The sequence below is a fragment of the Arenimonas metalli CF5-1 genome (assembly GCF_000747155.1).
In the GTDB taxonomy this organism is placed as follows: Bacteria; Pseudomonadota; Gammaproteobacteria; order Xanthomonadales; family Xanthomonadaceae; genus Arenimonas; species Arenimonas metalli.
In genome coordinates, this window is sequence record NZ_AVCK01000009.1 from 47,357 (window position 1) to 64,626 (window position 17,270).

General features: G+C 70.2%; 16 protein-coding genes. 8 read left to right on the top strand and 8 right to left on the bottom strand.

Features of this window, described 5'->3' with window-relative positions; all coding sequences use genetic code 11:
* Window positions 1-22 precede the first annotated feature (22 nt).
* Window positions 23-1,300, top strand: coding sequence for a hypothetical protein (locus tag N787_RS02615; RefSeq protein ID WP_034210571.1), 1,278 nt, complete (start codon window positions 23-25; stop codon window positions 1,298-1,300).
* A gap of 131 nt (window positions 1,301-1,431) precedes the next feature.
* Complete coding sequence (locus N787_RS02620; protein ID WP_034210573.1) at window positions 1,432-1,668, top strand: hypothetical protein; 237 nt, start codon at window positions 1,432-1,434, stop codon at window positions 1,666-1,668.
* 70 nt (window positions 1,669-1,738) lie between these two features.
* Here the strand turns inward: N787_RS02620 and N787_RS02625 are convergent, their stop codons facing one another.
* From N787_RS02625 to N787_RS02635, 3 genes are all read right to left on the bottom strand, one after another.
* The gene (locus N787_RS02625) at window positions 1,739-3,250 is read right to left on the bottom strand and encodes a serine hydrolase (protein WP_245593947.1); all 1,512 of its coding nucleotides are present in this window, start codon (window positions 3,248-3,250) and stop codon (window positions 1,739-1,741) included.
* Between the two features lie 202 nt (window positions 3,251-3,452).
* Window positions 3,453-4,160, bottom strand: a complete 708-nt coding sequence (locus N787_RS02630) for a pirin family protein (protein ID WP_034210575.1) — start codon at window positions 4,158-4,160, stop codon at window positions 3,453-3,455.
* Between the two features lie 252 nt (window positions 4,161-4,412).
* Entirely contained in the window at window positions 4,413-5,312 is a 900-nt protein-coding gene (locus N787_RS02635) for a dienelactone hydrolase family protein (RefSeq protein ID WP_034210576.1), read from the bottom strand.
* Between the two features lie 215 nt (window positions 5,313-5,527).
* Between N787_RS02635 and N787_RS02640 the strand changes: the two genes are divergently transcribed.
* Genes N787_RS02640 through N787_RS02655 form a run of 4 tightly spaced genes read left to right on the top strand, consistent with a single transcriptional unit; the run spans window position 5,528 to window position 9,369 of the window.
* A complete protein-coding gene (locus N787_RS02640; protein WP_034210577.1) occupies window positions 5,528-6,208 on the top strand; it encodes a YIP1 family protein in 681 nt (226 codons plus the stop codon).
* Window positions 6,209-6,233: 25 nt separating this feature from the next.
* Window positions 6,234-7,463 carry an efflux RND transporter periplasmic adaptor subunit gene (locus N787_RS02645; RefSeq protein ID WP_034210579.1) on the top strand — a complete coding sequence of 410 codons (1,230 nt, stop codon included), beginning with the start codon at window positions 6,234-6,236 and terminating at the stop codon, window positions 7,461-7,463.
* Window positions 7,460-8,152: an ABC transporter ATP-binding protein gene (locus tag N787_RS02650; RefSeq protein ID WP_034210585.1), complete on the top strand. Its 693-nt coding sequence runs from the start codon at window positions 7,460-7,462 to the stop codon at window positions 8,150-8,152. Before N787_RS02645 ends, N787_RS02650 begins: the two co-directional genes overlap by 4 nt.
* Window positions 8,152-9,369 (top strand): ABC transporter permease, encoded by a 1,218-nt coding sequence (locus tag N787_RS02655; protein WP_034210587.1) that lies wholly within the window; start codon window positions 8,152-8,154, stop codon window positions 9,367-9,369. The genes N787_RS02650 and N787_RS02655 overlap by 1 nt, the downstream gene beginning before the upstream one ends.
* A 99-nt stretch (window positions 9,370-9,468) precedes the next feature.
* Here the strand turns inward: N787_RS02655 and N787_RS02660 are convergent, their stop codons facing one another.
* Together N787_RS02660 and N787_RS02665 are read right to left on the bottom strand one after the other, a co-directional pair.
* Entirely contained in the window at window positions 9,469-10,479 is a 1,011-nt protein-coding gene (locus tag N787_RS02660) for a zinc-dependent alcohol dehydrogenase family protein (RefSeq protein WP_034210589.1), read from the bottom strand.
* 3 nt (window positions 10,480-10,482) lie between these two features.
* On the bottom strand, window positions 10,483-11,352 hold the full coding sequence (locus N787_RS02665) for a 23S rRNA (adenine(2030)-N(6))-methyltransferase RlmJ (protein WP_034210591.1): 870 nt from the start codon (window positions 11,350-11,352) through the stop codon (window positions 10,483-10,485).
* Between the two features lie 86 nt (window positions 11,353-11,438).
* Here N787_RS02665 and N787_RS02670 point away from each other — a divergent pair, with 86 nt between their 5' ends.
* Window positions 11,439-13,259: a DUF885 domain-containing protein gene (locus N787_RS02670; protein ID WP_034210592.1), complete on the top strand. Its 1,821-nt coding sequence runs from the start codon at window positions 11,439-11,441 to the stop codon at window positions 13,257-13,259.
* Window positions 13,232-13,849: a GNAT family N-acetyltransferase gene (locus N787_RS02675; RefSeq protein WP_084590595.1), complete on the top strand. Its 618-nt coding sequence runs from the start codon at window positions 13,232-13,234 to the stop codon at window positions 13,847-13,849. The genes N787_RS02670 and N787_RS02675 overlap by 28 nt, the downstream gene beginning before the upstream one ends.
* Window positions 13,850-13,925: 76 nt before the next feature.
* Here N787_RS02675 and N787_RS02680 read toward each other — a convergent pair whose 3' ends face one another.
* The 3 genes from N787_RS02680 to ppx all read right to left on the bottom strand — a co-directional run bounded on the left by N787_RS02680 (window position 13,926) and on the right by ppx (window position 17,265).
* Window positions 13,926-14,462 carry a phosphatase PAP2 family protein gene (locus N787_RS02680; RefSeq protein WP_034210594.1) on the bottom strand — a complete coding sequence of 179 codons (537 nt, stop codon included), beginning with the start codon at window positions 14,460-14,462 and terminating at the stop codon, window positions 13,926-13,928.
* Window positions 14,459-15,586, bottom strand: a complete 1,128-nt coding sequence (locus tag N787_RS02685) for a glycosyltransferase family 4 protein (RefSeq protein ID WP_156968883.1) — start codon at window positions 15,584-15,586, stop codon at window positions 14,459-14,461. Before N787_RS02685 ends, N787_RS02680 begins: the two co-directional genes overlap by 4 nt.
* 158 nt (window positions 15,587-15,744) lie before the next feature.
* A complete protein-coding gene (gene ppx / locus N787_RS02690) occupies window positions 15,745-17,265 on the bottom strand; it encodes an exopolyphosphatase (protein ID WP_034210597.1) in 1,521 nt (506 codons plus the stop codon).
* Window positions 17,266-17,270 lie beyond the last annotated feature (5 nt).

The following is a 17,270-nucleotide window of genomic DNA, read 5'->3' on the forward strand; positions in this document are numbered from 1 at the left end:
CAGGTTTCCGAGTGCCCGCCTGATGCCCGCGAACGCCGCGCCGATCCAGCCCGTGTCCGAACGCCTGCCGGCGATCTTCGCCTATCCCGCGCACACGACCATGCTGTGGATGATCGCGGCGCTGTGCCTGCTGCGACTGCTCAACCACCTGCCCAGCCTGCTCGGCCTGGTGTTCGAGCTCGCGTTCTGGGTGATGGGCTTCAAGCTCGCGGTCGAGGCGCTGGTGAACACCGTGCACGGCCGCTTCGAGCCGATGGGCGCCGAGGACATGATGGCCACCGACGGCGAGGCCGTGAACCAGATCCTGCTGATGCTGGTGGTGTTCCTGCCGATCCAGGCGATCGCGCTCTGGGGCAGCCCGGCGGTGGCGCTGTGCCTGCTCGGCCTGGCGGTGGTCTTCCTGCCGGCGGCGGTGATGCTGCTGGCGGTGGACGACAGCCTGCCGCGCGCGCTCAACCCGCTGGCGTGGTTCCCGCTGATCGGGCGGCTGGGCGGCGTGTACTTCGGCGCCGTCGGGCTGCTGGCGTCGATGGTGATCGTGTCGATCGTGCTGCAGGTGCTGCTGATGATGGCGCTGCCCGGCACGATGGCGCAGCTGCCGGGCAGCTTCGTCAGCCTGTACCTGCTGGTCGCGGGCTACCACCTGCTGGGCTACGTGATCCATGCCAACCACGCGGCGCTGGGACTGGACGTGGCGCCTGCGGTGCCGCGCGCCCGCTTCGCCAATCCGATGGAAGACGAGGCCGTGGCCGAAGCCGAGGCGCTGGCGGAGGAGGGCGACCTCGCCGGCGCCGCGCGGCGGCTGCAGGACATGTTCCGCGGCCGCGGCGCCTCCGATGCGCTGCATGACCGCTATCGCCAGTACCTCAGGCAGGGCAATGATTCCGCCGGCTTGCTGGAGCACGGGCGCGAGTACATCAGCCGGCTGCTGGCCACCAACCAGGACAAACGCGCGCTGGCCGTGCTCGCCGAGCAGCGCGCCCTGGATTCGTCCTACCGCCACGACCTGCCGGACGACGTGGCCCGCCTGGTCGCGCAGGCGGCGCGCAGCGGGCAGGCCCAGCTGGCCGTGGCCTTGGCGGAAGGCTTCGAAACCCGCTTCCCCGGCCACGCCCGGGCCCCCCAGGTGGTGATGACCGCCAGCGAGCTGATGGCGGAGCGGCTGGGCCAGGAGGTCGAGGCCGAACAGCGCCTCCGCCTGATGAGCCACAAGGTCCGCGGCCATGCCCTGGAGACGCCGTTGACGGACCTGCTGGAGCGGGTCGGCCGCCTGAGCGCCATCACGCGAGGTTCGGCCTGAGGGTGGGATTCTGCGCAAGCCATTGATCGGAAAGGGGTCGTGAAAATAATCACGCCCCCCTGACTTCCGGCCCATGGCGGCAATGCTTTGGTGTTGTAGATTACCAACACACCAACTCACAGGCCGCCGCCATGAAGACCCTGAACGACTTCTACCGCCTCTTCCCGAACGCCCCGGTGCTGGCCGACCAGCCCGCCGCCGCCGTCGCGACGCCGGCGCTGGAAGCCGTCGCCGCCCCGTCCCCGGTCCGCATCGCCAGCCGCTACCGCCAGCGCGACTTCGGCACCGGCTACGGCCGCAGCAGCGGCTACGGCCGCGACAGCTCCTACACCGCCGCCCGCAGCGACGGCCTGCTCCGCGTCTGCTGAGTCTCCCCGGGGGGATGTCGCCACGGAGGGCGGCATCCCCTTTTTCTTTGCGGACGCCGGGCGTCAGTCCCTAGCGCACCGGCGCCAGCCGCAGGTGGTGGAAGTCGAAGCTGAAGTCGGTGAGCGAGGACACCGCTTCCATGCGCAGCTCGCGCACGGTGGCGTCGGGCGTGAGGTCGAAGGTGGCGAAGGCGTCGGCGTTGAGCGCGCGATCCTTCCAGCGGACGATGAAGGTGTCGTGCTGCCAGTGTTCGAGTTCGCCGACCAGCTGCGCCGTGTGCGCGAAGCGCATCACCAGCCGCTTGTCCTCCAGCGCGATCACCACGTCGCCATACCACGGGTCGCGATAGGTCGCCGCGTAGCGCGACAGCGGCAGCGAGGGCTGGCTGCGGCGTTCGCGGGCGCGCTGGTGGCCTTCCCACTTATCGTCGGCCGCGCCGCGGGATTTCGCCACGGCTTCGGCGTAGGCCGCCACCCAGTCGGTGTCGGGCGCCTGCAGGTAGTGGTCCAGCACTTCCATCGTCACCGTGTTGAAGGCCGCGCCGACCTCCTGGTTGGTCAGCACCACCACGCCCAGGTCGAGCCCGGGCGCCAGGGTGAGGCGCGAGACCATGCCGGGCCAGCCGCCGGTGTGCGAGACTAGCTTCTGGCCGCGGTATTCGGTGATCGACCAGCCCTCGCCATAGCCGGCGAACTGCGGCAGCGCGGGCGCCAGCGCCGGCACTGCAGGCTGCGCCGGCACGCGGATCGGCGTAACCACTTCCCACATCGCGCGATGGCGCCCGGCGCTGAACAAGCGGCGCTCGCTGCCGTCGGCATCCTGGCCGATCACGCCGCCGTCGAGCTGCACGCGCATCCACTTCGCGAGGTCGTTGACGCTGGAGTAGATGCCGCCCGCGGCCTGGTTGTTGCTCCAGGTCATCGGCGGCACCGGGCGCAGGTCGGTGAAGTCGAACTTGGCGTGGCCGGTCGCGACGTCGGCGCCCGTGGGCAGGTGGTCGGCGTTGACCACGGTGTCGCCCATGCCCAGCGGCTGGAAGATGCGCTGGCGCAGGAACTCGCCGTACGAAAGTCCGGACACATCTTCGATCACCAGCTGCGCCACGGCGTAAAGCACGTTGTCGTAGGCGTAGTCGGCGCGGAAGCTGGTCTCCAGCGGCACGTGCCGCAGGCGGCGGACGATCTCGCGGGTGTCGTGCGTGGTGGTGGGCCAGAACAGCAGGTCGCCGGCGCCCAGCGCCAGGCCGCTGCGGTGCGTGAGCAGGTCGCGCAGGCGCATCTCGCGCGTCACGTACGGATCCGACATCTGGAACCACGGCAGGTGGTCCACGACCCGGTCGTCCAGCGACAGCTTGCCTTCGTCGGCCAGGATCGAAAGTGCCGCGGAGGTGTAGGCCTTGGTGAGCGAGGCAATGGCGAAGCGCGTGTCCGCGGTCACCGGGGCCGGCTTGCCGGCCTCGCGTGCGCCGAAGCCTTCGGCCAACACCACTTCGCCATCCTTGATCACGGCCACGGCGATGCCGGGTACGTCGAAAGCACGGCGCGTGGCCTCGGCGACGGTGGCGACATCGGGGGCCGCGATGGCCGCAGGCGCGGTGTCGGCAAAGGCCGCGGGCGGGAGCGCGAGCAGCAGCGGCAGGCAGAGGCGAAGGGCGGGTCGGGACACGGCGGGCTCCGGTGGGGTCTTGTCCCGATTATGCCCGCGCTCGCCGTGCCCACTGCATTCACCGCCGGCGCCTGCCTGCGCAGGCGCTGGGTGCCGCGCCCCCGCGTCCCGGCGCCGCTCAGTCCAGCGGCGGCAGGTCGAACACCAGCACCTCGGCGTCCTTGCCCGCACGGAGCCGGACTTCGGGTTCGTCGCGCAGCTTGAGTGCGTCGCCGGCGCGCAGCGCGTGGCCGTTGACCTCGAGCTGGCCGCGCACCAGGTGCACGTAGCCGAGGCGGCCCGGCGCCAGCGCGAGCGTCGCGAACTCCGCATCGTCGAACAGCCCCGCGTACATCCGCGCGTCCTGCTGGATCGAAACCGAACCCTCGGCACCGTCCGGACTCACCACCAGCCGCAGGCGTCCGCGCTTGTCGGCCTCGGTGAAGGTCTTCTGGGCATAGGCCGGCTTCACGCCCATGAACTTCGGGATGATCCAGATCTGCAGGAAATGGGTGGTGCCGCTGGCGTCGTAGTTGTACTCGGAGTGGGTGATGCCGGTGCCGGCGCTCAGGCGCTGCACTTCGCCCGGCACGATGCTGGCGGCGTTGCCCATCGAATCCTTGTGGCCCAGCGCGCCCTCGAGCACGTAGCTGATGATCTCCATGTCGCGGTGGCCGTGGGTGCCGAAGCCCTGGCCGGCGGCGACGCGGTCCTCGTTGATCACGCGCAGCGGGCCCCAGTGCACATGGTCCGGGTCGCGGTAGTCGGCGAAGGAAAAGCTGTGCCAGGAATCGAGCCAGCCGTGGTTGGCATGGCCGCGCTCGGCGGCGGGGCGCAGCGCGATCATCGCGCACCGCCTTCGGCGTTCTGCACCAGCAGGCCGAACAGGACGAAGAACAGGCCGAGGCCGAGGCGGCCGGGCAGGGTGGCGAAGGCGTTCATGGGCGGCTCCCTTGCCAGGCGGTCCGGGGCGGCGGGATGCCGTCGGAAAGCGGAGGGTCTGGCGTGGCGCTTACTATGCGAGCCGACAAAAACAACAGCAATCCGGTTTATCGACAAGCTATCGTTCCACGCAGGGAACGATAGCCCGCAGCGGGCCTCAGCCCTTCAGCGTCCGCGCGAACAGGGCGAGCGACGCTTCCCAGGCCTGTTTCGCGGCCTCGGGGGCGTAGCGCGGCGTGGTGTCGTTGTGGAACCCGTGCAGCGTGTCAGCGGGCTGCAGCAGCGTGTAGGCCTTGCCGGCCGCCTTGAGGGCCGCCTCGTAGGCGGGCCAGCCGGCGTTGACGCGCTCGTCGTCCGAGGCCAGTACCACCAGCAGCTCGGCGTTGATGGCCGGCACGTCGGCCAGCGGCGCGCCGCTGCCGTAGAAGGGGATCGCGGCGCGCAGGCCGGGCAGGCGGGTGGCCAGGAAGTTGGCGATGGCGCCGCCGTAGCAGAAGCCGATCGCGCCCATGCGGCCGTTGCCGCCGGTGACGGTGGCCAGGTACGCGGCCGCGGCCAGCATGTCCTCGCGAGTCTTGGCCTGGTCGAGCTGCTGGAACAGGGTGCGGGCCGCATCCTCGTCGCCGGGGTAGCCGCCCAGCGGGAACAGCGCATCGGGCGCGAACGCGAGGTAGCCCTCGAGCGCAAGGCGGCGGGTGACGTCCTCGATGTGCGGGTTCAGGCCGCGGTTCTCGTGGATCACGATCACGGCGGGCAACGGGCCCCCGGCCTGCGCGGGGCGCACGAGATAGCCGCGGCCCTTGCCGTAGCCCTCCGGGGAATCGAATTCAACGTGGCGGGCGTCGATCCGCGGATCGTCGGTGGCCACCTGCCGCGCCTCGGCGAAGCGCGGACTGAGCGAGGCCAGCAAGCCCACCGCCGCGCTGGCGCTGAAGGCGAGGGCCGAGGCGCCCTGCAGGAAACCGCGCCGGTCGATCAGGCCGTGCACGTACTGGTCGAACAGCTGCATCACGCGCGGGTCGAAATCGCGGGCGGTCTGGCGCGGCGGTCGGGGCATGGCGGCGGTCCTGGGCGGGCGGGAAACCCGGATCATTCCAAGCCCCGCGTTACGCCGCGTGAAGCCAGCCTGTCACGTTTTGCCCGGTGCGCCCGTCTGGGTAAGCGTGGATGACTAGGACACTTGTCATGGGACGGCGCCACCGTCTTCACCTACCATCCACCGGCGATTCGGGGAATCGCCGCTCCACCTTCTTATTTCTCGGGGAAAACACGATGTCGCAGCTGATCAATATCTTCCTGGAACCGGGCAAGGTCTTCGCCGGGCTCAAGGACAAGCCCAGCTTCCTGGTGCCGGCCCTGGTCGTCGTGCTGGCCACCACGCTCTCGGGCCTGCTCTATTTCTTCAACGTCGACCCCGAGTGGTTCACCAACTACCAGCTGCAGGCCGCGGCCCAGGACATGAGCAAGGCCGAGCTCGAGCAGGCCAGGCAGTTCATGCCGGGTGCCCGCACGCTGGGCTACATCAGTGCGGTCACCACGCCGATCGTGTTCGCCATCATCTTCAGCCTGCTGGCCCTGTACTACATGCTGGCCGGCAAGATCAGCGGCAACCCGACCAGCTTCCGCCATGGCCTGTCGCTGGCGGCCTGGTCGTCCATGCCGATGGTGCTGGGTGCGGTCATCGCCATCATTGGCGTCTACACCAGCTCGCCGCAGTCGAGCCTGGAGTCCATGCAGCTGCTCAACGTCGACCCGCTGTTCGTGCAGCTCGAGACCGGCCACCCCTGGGCCACGCTGGCGCGCAGCTTCAGCCTGCTCAACCTCTGGGTGTGGTTCCTGGCCGCGCTCGGCTGGAAGACCTGGTACCGCACCGGCTGGGGCCAGGCCCTGTTCGTGGTGCTGCTGCCTTACGTGGTGATCTACGGCGTCATGGCGGCCTTCGCCGCGTTCTGACCGACCTCGCAAACGGACTGGATTGATGAAACCCAACAAGAAGTACATCGCCGTCGCGGTGATCGTGGCCGTGCTCGCCGTCCCGCTGCTGGTGAAGATGGGCCGCGGCGAGTCGAGCAAGGAAGTCGAGATCGCCGTCGCCGCCGAGCAGGAAATCCGCCCGACCATCCTCGCCTCCGGCGTGCTGGCCTACCGCAACGAGGTCGACCTGACCTCGGAGCTGGTGGCCAAGGTGCGCGAGATCCTGGTCGAGGAAGGCGACACGGTCGAGCAGGGCCAGCTGCTGCTGCGGCTGGACCCCGAGACCTACCGCAACGCCATCGACCGCGAGCAGGCCACGCGCCGCCAGGCCGTGATCAGCATCGAACGCCAGCGGCTGGCGCTGGCCCTGGCCGAGAAGCGGCTGGCCCGCGGCGAGCAGCTGGTGGCGCAGAAGATGATCGGCCAGAGCGAGTTCGACGACCTGCGCAACGCGCGCGACCTGGCCAAGGTCGAGCTCGACAGCAGCCAGGAAGCCCTGCGCCGCGCCGACGCCATCCTCGGCGAAGCCCGCGAGCAGCTGTCGAAGACCGACATCCGCGCCCCGATCGGCGGCGTCATCGTGGCCCTGCCGATCAAGGTCGGCGAAACCGCGATTGCCTCGACCAACGCCTTCGCCGGCGCGCAGCTGATGAAGATCGCCGACACCTCGTCGATCCAGGCCGACCTGAAGGTGGACGAGGCCGACGTGGCCAAGATCGCGCTGGGCCAGGAAGTCGAGGTCTACGCGGCCGCGTTCCCCGATACCGCCATCACCGGCAAGGTCGAGCAGGTGGCGCTGGCGCCGACGCTGGAGAACCAGGGCCGCTCCTACCTGGTCACCGCCGAACTGTCGCCGCCGGAGGGCCTGGCGCTGCGCTCGGGCATGAGCGCCCGCGCCGACATCTTCCTCGGCGACGGCGGCACCAAGCTGGCCGTGCCGGTCGAGGCGGTGGGCACCGAGGTGGACGAGGACAAGAAGGTGACCCGCCACGTTTGGGTGGACCGCGAAGGCCGCGCCACCAAGGTGATCGTCGAAGTCGGCCTGTCGGACGACAAGTGGGAGGAAATCACCTCCGGCCTGGCGGCGGGCGACCGCGTGATCAAGGGTCCGGCCAAGCTGCTGCGCGGCCTGATCGAAGGCGAGCGGATCACCGAGGCCAAGGCCGACGATGCCGACGAGGCGGAGGCTGGCGACGCCGGCGAGGAAGCGGAAGAAGAGGCCGCCTCCGAATGATCCGGCTCAGCGGCATCGTCAAGCGCTACCTGATGGGCGAGGAAGAGTTGATGGCCCTGGCCGGCGTCGACCTGCACATCGGCCGCAACGAATACGTGGCCCTGATCGGGCCGTCGGGTTCGGGCAAGTCCACGCTGATGAACCTGATCGGCTGCCTGGACACGCCCAGCGAAGGCACCTACGTGCTCAACGGGCGCGACACCTCGTCCATGACCGACAACGAGCTGGCCCAGGTGCGCAACCAGGAAATCGGCTTCGTGTTCCAGAGCTTCCACCTGCTGCCGCGCCTGACCGTGCTCGAGAACGTGATGCAGCCGCTGGTTTACCGCGGCATCCCGCGCGGCGAGCGGGCGGAGCGCGCCAGGGCGGCGCTGGAGCAGGTCGGCCTGGGCAATCGCCTGGGCCATCGGCCGAACCAGCTGTCGGGCGGCCAGCGCCAGCGCGTGGCCGTGGCCCGCGCCCTGGTCGGCAAGCCTTCGATCCTGTTGGCCGACGAACCGACGGGCAATCTTGATTCGCGCACGTCGGCGGAAATCATGGCGCTGTTCGACGAGGTCCACCGCAGCGGCCAGACCGTGGTGGTGGTGACGCACGAACCCGACATCGCCGCGCACTGCCGGCGCACCCTGCGCGTCAGCGACGGCAAGATCGTCGAGGACCGCCAGAACCCGCCCCGCGAGGTGCACTGATGTACGCCTTCCTCGAGGCCTTCCGCGCCGCGCTGACCAGCCTGATGGCGCACCGGATGCGCAGCTTCCTGACCACGCTCGGCATCCTGATCGGCACCGCCTCCGTCATCGCGGTGGTGTCGCTGGTGCAGGGCTTTTCCAAGTCGGTGTCGGACCAGTTCGCCGACCTCGGCGGCAGCGCGCTGACGCTGCAGCCCTACACGCCGTTCGCCGATGCGTCGGTGGGCAAGGAGAACCGGCTGAGCTTCAACGACGTCGACACGCTGCGCTACCGCGTTCCGGGCGTCGCCCAGGTGGTGCCGACGATGCTGGTGCCGACGCCGGTGGGCTTCCGCGGCCGGCTGTCGAGCCCGCAGGTGATCGGCACCACCGCCGACTTCACCGTGGTGCGCGGCATCTTCCCGGAAAGCGGGCGCTTCATCGTCGCCAGCGACGACGTTGGCCGGCGCCGCGTGGCGGTGGTCGGGCACAAGGTCATCGAAGACCTGGAGCTGCCGGAGGATCCGGTGGGCGAGTTCATCCGCCTCGGCACCGAATGGTTCAAGGTCGCCGGCGTGATGGAGAAGCGCGGCGAGCTGCTCGGCTTCAGCCAGGACAACCTGGTGCTGATCCCGTTCGACGTGGGCCGGGCCATGACCGGCAACGACGTGCAGCCGCGCATGTCGATCTCGTTCACCGCCGAGAGCCTGGAGGAGGTGGAGGCGCTGCGCGAGCGGGCCAAGCGGGCGATCCGCATCTCGCACCGGCTGCGCCCGGACCAGGAGGACGACTTCCGCATCCAGGCGGCCGACTCCTTCGTGAAGCAGTTCGAGCAGATCACCGGCACGGTGACGGCGGTGCTGGCCGGCGTGGTCAGCATCTCGCTGCTGGTCGGCGGCATCGGCATCATGAACATCATGCTGGTGTCGGTGACGGAGCGGACGCGCGAGATCGGCATCCTGAAGGCGCTCGGCGCGACGCGCCGCGACATCCTGGTGCAGTTCCTGCTCGAAGCCGCGCTGCTGGCGCTGCTGGGCGGCCTGATCGGCATCGTGCTGGGGCTGGGCATCGGCGTCGGCGTGGCCAATCTGATCCCGGGCTTCCCCGATGCCTCGGTCCCGCTCTGGGTCATCCTCGCCGCGGCGGGCTTCTCGGCCCTGGTCGGCATGGTCTTCGGCATCATGCCGGCGTCCAAGGCCGCCAGCCTCGACCCCATCGAAGCCCTCCGCTACGAATAACTAACTGGTTCAAAAAAGGGGTCAGAGTAAATATTCGTTTCAAACGAATATTTACTCTGACCCCTTTTTTTCATCGGGACTGAAGTCCCTCCCACAGGATCAGATGGCCGCGCGCGGCGGGCCGTTGGGTTCGACGATGATCTTGCCGTCGCGGGCGCCGCTGGCCGCGGCCTGCACCGCCTGCTTGATGTGGTCGAGGTCGTAGGTGGCCTGCACCCGCGCCTGCAGCTTGCCTTCCGCGATCAGGCCCGCGATGTGGCCGAAGACCTCGGTCCGCTTCTGCGGCGTGGCCTGCTTGAACCACTGCGACAGCCAGAAGCCCCGCAGCGTGATGTCGCGGAACACGAAGTAGCGCGGCGAGATCATGCAGCGCTCGCCGCTCATCGCCCCGTAGTTCACCAGCGTGCCGCCTTCGTCGAGGCAGCGCGCCAGGTTCTCGGTGCTGACGCCGCCGACGCAGTCGATGGCCAGCTTCACGTGCGCGCCGCCGGTGGCCTCGCGCACCCGCTTGGGCAGGTCTTCGGCGTCCACCACCACGTGCTCGGCGCCGCTTTCCTTCACCGCCTCGATGGCGGAGGCGCGCCGCACCACGTTGATGGTGTTCAGGCCGCGCAGCTTCGCCAGCTGGATCAGGTAGCCGCCGACGGCCGAGTTGGCCGCGTTCTGGATCACCCAGTCGCCGGGCTGCAGGTCCACGAACTCGGTGAGCATCAGCAGCGCCGTGGGCGGGTTCACGGTGAGCATGGACAGCTGCACCGGGTCGACGTCGTGCGGCAGCTCGACCAGATGCTTGGCGGGCAGGTCGAGGTGCGTGGTCCAGGTGCCGCAGCCCACCGGCAGCAGCACCAGGCTGCCCACCGCGGGCGAGGCGACGCCTTCGCCGCATTCGATCACCCGGCCCACGCCTTCATTGCCGCCGGTGGCGGGCAGCGGCGGCAGCAGGCCGTATTCGCCGGTCAGCGTGAGCACGTCGGACGGGTTGATGGGCGCGGCCAGCACGGCCACGCGCACCTGCCCCGGCGCCAGCGCCGGCAGCTCGAACTCGACCGCACCGATCACGTCCTGCGGCACCGGGCCGCGCTGGCTGTACTGCGCTTTCTTCGCTTTCATGGCTCAGGCCTTGTCTTGCTTCAACCACGTGAGGCGCCAGGAGGCGCCGGCTTCGCCCATGGCCTGGGCGAGGGGTTTGAGGGCGGGCTCGATGTCCTTCTCGATCTGCCAGGGCGGATTGAGCAGCAGCATGCCGCTGCCGTTCATGCGCAGCGGCGAATCGTCGGGGCGGACGAGCAGCTCGATCGCCAGCGCCGACTTCACCGGCAGGGTGGCGACCTTGCGGAAGAACGGGTGCAGGCTAGGGCGCTGCTTGATCGGGTACCAGATGGCGAAGATGCCCTGCGGGAAACGCAGCAGCGCATCGGCCACGGCGCCGGTGATCAGCGGGTACTCCTCGTCCTGCGCCTCGTAGGGCGGGTCGATCAGCACGAGCGCTCGCGCGAACTTGGTGGGGCCGTCGCGCGGCGGCAGCAGGGCCTTGAGCGCGGCGTAGCCGTCGCGGGCGTGCACGTGGCTGTGCGGGTCGTGCGACAGCACGCCCTTGAGCACGTTGGCTTCGTCCGGCAGCAGCTCGCAGGCGGCCAGCCGGTCCTGCGGGCGCAGGGCCTGGGACACGATCAGCGGCGAGCCCGGGTAGCTGTCCGGCGCGCCGGCCTGGGCGGCGGCTACGGCTGCGAGGTAGCGGGCGAGGGCGGGCGGCGGCGTTGGCATCGCGGCGGCCAGCGCCCAGAGCTTGCGGATGCCGGCCTTGGCCTCGCCGGTGCGGCTGGCCTGCAGGCCGGCCAGGTCGTAGCGGCCGCGGCCGGCGTGGGTGTCGACCACGAAGAAGGGCGCGTCTTTTTTCTTCAGGGCATCGAGCAGCGACACCAGGACCAGGTGCTTGAGCACGTCCGCGTGGTTGCCGGCGTGGAATCCGTGGCGATAGTTCATGGCGCCAGTCTACCGCCCCGGGCCGGCGCCCGGGCGGCCGCCGGGGCGGCTCTGGTATGTTCCCGGGCTGGCCAAGGAGTGAACCGATGAGAACCCTGATCCGCTGGACCGCCTGGCTGCTGCTGGCCAGCCTGCTGGCCCTCGCCGCGCTGGTGCTGCACACCGTTTACGCCAGGCCGCTGAAGATCGACTGGTTCTTCGAGCGCGTCTTCATCGAGTACGCCGTGGACGACCCGGAGCTGCTCAGCTCGATGCGGATGCTGCCGCCCTGGGCCGACTGGTTCAGCGACGACCTGACCGACCGCTCGCCGGCCCGCCAGCAGGCGCTGCAGGCCAAGCTGCGCGACGACCTCGCCACCCTGCGCGAGTACGACCGCGAGGCGCTGGACGAGGGCCGCAAGCTGTCCTACGACATGCTCGAATACTTCCTGGCCAGCCAGGCCGAGGGCGAGCGCTTTGCGCTGCACGACTACCCGCTCAACCAGATGTTCGGCGTGCAGAGCCAGCTGCCGACCTTCCTGGCCACCCAGCACCCGGTGGCGTCCGAAGGCGAGGCCCGCGATTACCTGGCCCGCCTGCGCAAGATCCCGGTGGCCGCCGGGCAGGTGATGGAAGGCCTGGAGGCCCGCGAGGACGCGGGCATCCTGCCGCCGACCTTCGTGGTCGAGAAGGTGCTGGCCGAGATGCGCCTGTTCGCAGACGCGCCGGCCGCGGAGAACATCCTCTACACCTCGTTCCGGGAAAAGCTGGCGAAGCTCCCCGAGGCCGAGATGGACGCGACCACGCGCGAGGCCCTGCTGGCCGAAGCGCAGACGGCCATCGTCGAGGCCGTGCAGCCCGCCTACCGCCGCTACATCGCCCACTACGAGGCGCTGCTGCCCAGGACCACCGGCAACCACGGCGTCTGGGCGCTGCCCGACGGCGCCGCGTTCTACGCCTGGCAGGTGAAGCAGAACACCACCACCGACATGACGCCGGCCGAGATCCACGCGATGGGCGTGTCCGAGGTGGCGCGGATCGAGGCGGAGATGGACGCGATCCTGGTCGCCGAGGGCCTGGTGGAAGGCAGCATCGGCGAGCGGGTGCAGCAGATCGCGGCCCGCCCCGACCAGATCTACCCGGACACCGACGAAGGCCGCGCCGCGATCCTGGCCGACTTCGACAAGATCATCCGCGAAATCGACGCCGGCATCGGCGACCTGTTCAACGTGCGGCCGTCGGCGGGCGTCAAGGTCGAGCGCATCCCGGTGTTCCGCGAGCAGACCTCGGCCGGCGCCTACTACAACGCGCCGGCGTTCGACGGTTCGCGGCCCGGCGTGTTCTACCTCAACCTGCGCAACACAGCCGAGGTCGCGCGCTTCGGCATGCGCACGCTGGCCTACCACGAGGCGATCCCGGGGCATCACTTCCAGATCGCCTTGCAGCAGGAAATGACCGGCGTGCCGACCTTCCGGAAGATCCTGCCGTTCACCGCGTTTTCGGAAGGCTGGGCGCTGTACGCCGAGCGGTTGGCCTGGGAGCAGGGCTTCCAGTCGCAGCCGCTCGACAACCTGGGGCGGCTGCAGGCCGAGATGTTCCGCGCCGTGCGCCTGGTGGTCGACACCGGCATGCACGACCAGCGCTGGACCCGCGAGGAAGCCATCGCCTACATGCGCGACAAGACCGGCATGCCCGAGACCGACGTGGTGGCCGAGATCGAGCGCTACCTGGTGATGCCGGGGCAGGCGCTGGCCTACAAGGTCGGCATGAACCGCATCCTGGCGATGCGCGAGAAGGCGCGTTCGGCGCTGGGGCCGAAGTTCGATGCGCGGGCCTTCCACGACCTGGTCCTGGGGGGCGGCTCGATGCCGATGGCGCTGCTGGAGCGGCGCGTGGACGCCTGGATCGGCGAGCAGGCTGCGAAGTGAGCGAAGTCGGGGTGCGGCGCGTGGCCGGCGCCGCCATCGGTCCGTGGCTGGACGCGGTGGCGCGGCTGCGCATCGCCGTGTTCCGCGACTGGCCTTATCTGTACGCCGGCGACTTCGGCTACGAGCAGGACTACCTGCGGGCCTATGCGCGCTCGCCCGACAGCGTGTTCGTGCTCGCGTTCGACGGCGACGAGGTGGTGGGCGCGTCCACCGGCCTGCCGCTGGCCGATGACACCATCGAGTTCCAGAAGCCTTTCCTGGACGCCGGGCGCGACGTGGGCGAGGTGTTCTATTTCGGCGAGTCGGTGCTGCTGCCCGCCTACCGCGGCCGCGGTCTCGGCCACCGTTTCTTCGACGAGCGCGAGGCGCATGCGCGTTCGCTTGGCCGGTTCACGACCACCGCGTTTTGCGCGGTGGATCGTGCCGGTGACGATCCGCGCCGCCCCGCTGGCCACCGCGGCAACGAAGCCTTCTGGACCGGCCGCGGCTACGTCCGCCAGCCGGGCCTGACGGTGCGCCTGGCCTGGCAGGAGATCGGCGAGGACAAACCCACCGAGAAGCCGCTCACCTTCTGGCTCCGCCCGCTCTGAGCCCTGTGGGAGGGACTTCAGTCCCGATGCTTTCCGCAGCACGCATCGGGACTGAAGTCCCTCCCACAGCGGGGGGTCAGAGCATCGCCGGGAAAGCCCAGAGCGACAGCGCCGCCAGCGCCGAGGCGATGCCCGAAGCCGCCAGCACGTCGCTGGGGTAGTGCAGGCCCAGCACCACCCGCGACACTGCGACGCTGGCGGTGAAGGGCACCAGCAGCCAGGCCAGCACCGGGTAGTGGGCGAGGGCGACCAGGGTGAAGGACACCGCGTGCAGCGTGTGGCCGGACGGGAACGAGAACTCGTCCAGCGGGGCTTCCCAGGCGCGGATGCGGCCGTCGGCGGCGAAGGGGCGCGGGCGGCGGGTCCAGCGCTTGAGCTTGCGGTACATCGTCAGCGCGACCAGGCCGGTCGCGGCCAGCTGGGCCGACACCGCCAGCCCGCGCCAGCCGTCGAACAGCACCAGCGCGGCCATCAGCGCGTACCAGAAGGCGCCGTCGCCGAGTCGGCTGATGGCGCGGAAGTAAAGCCGCACCCAGGCGCGTGCGCCGAGGCGATTGGCGGCCAGGCACCAACCGTGCTCGCGAACCACGAGCCGGCGGGTGCGCGGGCTCACGCGGCTTCCCGCCAGTGGCTGAGCGCCCCGAGCAGGGCGGCGAAGTCCGCGGCCACCTGGCCCGGTTCGAGATGCAGCACCGCCTGCCGTGCCGCGGCGCCGAGCGTGGCCAGGTCTGGCCGCAGGCCGGTCTGCACGAAGGCCTCCACGAACCCCGCGTCGTCGCCGAAGGCCACGGTGCCGCCGTGCACGCCGTTGCACAGGTGCTCGCGCGCCGCGCCGTAGTCGAACGCGACCGTGGCCAGCCCGCTGGCCATCGCTTCCAGCGTCACGTTGCCAAAGGTTTCCGACAGGCTGGGGAAACAGAACAGGTCGGCGCTGGCGAAGTGCCGCGCCAGCGCATCGCCGCGCTGCACGCCGGCGAAGAGGAAGTCGGGGTTCGCGGCCTGCAGCTCTGCGCGCGCCGGGCCATCGCCGACCCAGACGAAGCGCGCGCCCGGCCGCTGCGCCTGCAGCGCGCGGAAGCTTCGCACGGCCAGCGGCAGGTTCTTCTCCGGCGCGATGCGGCCGACGTGCAGCACGATCGGGGCACCGCCGGGCGACCACTGCGCCCGCAGCGCGTCGTCGCGCCAGCCGGGGTGGAACTGCCGGGTGTCCACCGCGCGGCCCAGGCGGCGCACGTGGCGGAAGCCCTGCTGGCGCAGGTCATCCTCGAGTTCGCGGGTCGGCACCAGGGTGGCGTCGGCCTTGTTGTGGAAGCGCCGCAGCCACGAGAACACCCAGGGGCTCAGGAAGCCGGCGCCGTAGCGGCCGACGTAGTCATCGAAGCGCGTGTGGAAGCCGGTGGCCACCGGGATGCCGAGCCGGCGGCAGGCGCGCAGCGCGGACCAGCCCAGCGGGCCTTCGGTGGCGATGTAGACCGCGTCCGGCCGCTGCGCCATCCAGCGCGCGGCCAGGCGCTTGCCGGCGGGCAGGCCGAAGCGCAGGCCGGGATAGCGCGGGATCGGCGCGCCTTCGACCACCATCAGCGACGGGTCCGGGCGCGGGCTTTCGTCGTCGCGCTGCGGGCGCACGATGCCGACGGTGTGGCCCTGCTGCCGCAGCCCGTGTTCGAGCGACTGCACGGTCAAAGCGACGCCGTTGACGTCGGGCGGGTAGGTCTCGGTGACCAGTTCGATGTGCAGGAGTCTGTCCATGCCGACAGGCTGCGCTGCGCCCGTGCCAGTGCCGTGACCGCAGGGTTTCAGCGCCGTGACGCCGCGCCCTTGTGGGAGGGACTTCAGTCCCGATGCTTTTCGGCCAACGGCATCGGGACTGAAGTCCCTCCCACAGGGGGGGCGGGTCAGGCGGTCTTGATGAGGAGCTTGCGGCCGACTTCCTGCAGGTGGTCGCGCTCGGTGTCGAGGTCGAGGCGGGTCAGCGGGTGGCTTTCGAGCCAGCGCTTGGAGAGCTTGAGCGTGAGGGAGTCGCCGTCGGCGATGGCGTCGGCCAGCGGCAGCGGGTCGCGCTCGTGGCTGCGGTGCAGCAGCACCGCCAGGCGCAGCAGCAGGGCGCAGCGCAGGGTGTTGGGGATCAGGCGGTCGGGCAGCTTCTCGATGCTGCCCAGGTGCACGCCGCGGCGCTGGTTGCGCACCAGCGCGGCCAGGATCTGCTGCTCGGTGCGCGAGAAGCCGGCGATGTCGGAGTGCTCGACCACGTAGGCGCCGTGCTGGTGGTACTGGCTGTGCGCGATCGCCAGGCCGAGCTCGTGGATGCGCGCGGCCCAGGACAGCAGGCGGCGGTTGTCGCCGTCCAGGCCCCAGGCCGCCTCGGCCTGGTCGAACAGCCGCAGCGCGGTCGCCTCGACCCGCGCCGACTGCGCCGCATCCACGCCGTAGCGGTTGCACAGCGCGACGATGGAGGCCTCGCGCGGGTCGGTGTCGCTGGCGCGGCCCACCAGGTCGTACAGCACGCCCTCGCGCATGGCGTGGTCGCTGACGTACATGCGCTCGATGCCGAGCTCGGAGAAGGCGGCGTCCAGCACCAGCAGGCCGCCGGCGATGATCGGCCGGCGCTCGGCCGACAGGCCCGGCAGCCGGATGTCCTCGAGCTTGTCGAAGTCGAGCAGCTTCTCGCGGATGGCGTCGATGCTCTGGGCGGTGATCGAGGCCTTGGTTATCTTGAGCGCGATCGAGATGTCGCAGATCGCCTTGATGGTGCCCGACGAACCCATCGCGTCGTGCCAGCCGCGCCGGCGATACGCCGTGGCGAACTGCTGGAATTCGGCGGTGATCTCGGTGCGGCCCTCCTTCCAGCGCTTGCGCGAGAGCTTGCCGTCGCCGAAGAAGCGGCGGGTGGTGGCGATGCAGCCCATCTGCAGGCTCTCGCGCTCCACCGCCTCGAAGCCCTGGCCGATGATGAACTCGGTGCTGCCGCCGCCGATGTCCATCACCAGCCGGCGCTTGCCTTCGGCCGGCGGGCTGCCGTGCGCCACGCCCAGGTAGATCAGGCGCGCCTCCTCGCGGCCGGCGACGATCTCGATGCCGTGCCCGAGCGCGGTCTCGGCCGGCATCAGGAAGCTTTGCGGGTTGCGCAACGCGCGCACGGTGTTGGTGGCGATGGCGCGCACGCGGTGCGCCGGGATGGTGTCGAGACGCTGGCCGAAGCGGGCCAGGCAGTCGAGCGCACGCGGCATCACGTCGGGGTTGAGGCCGCCTTCGCCGTCCAGGCCTTCGGCCAGGCGCACGGTTTCCTTGATGCGGTCGACGATGCGCAGCTGGCCCAGCACGTAGCGGGCCACGACCATGTGGAAGCTGTTCGAGCCCAGGTCGACCGCGGCCAGCAGGTCCCCGTCCTTGAGTGGCTGCTCGGCTTCAGTCGGCATCCGGT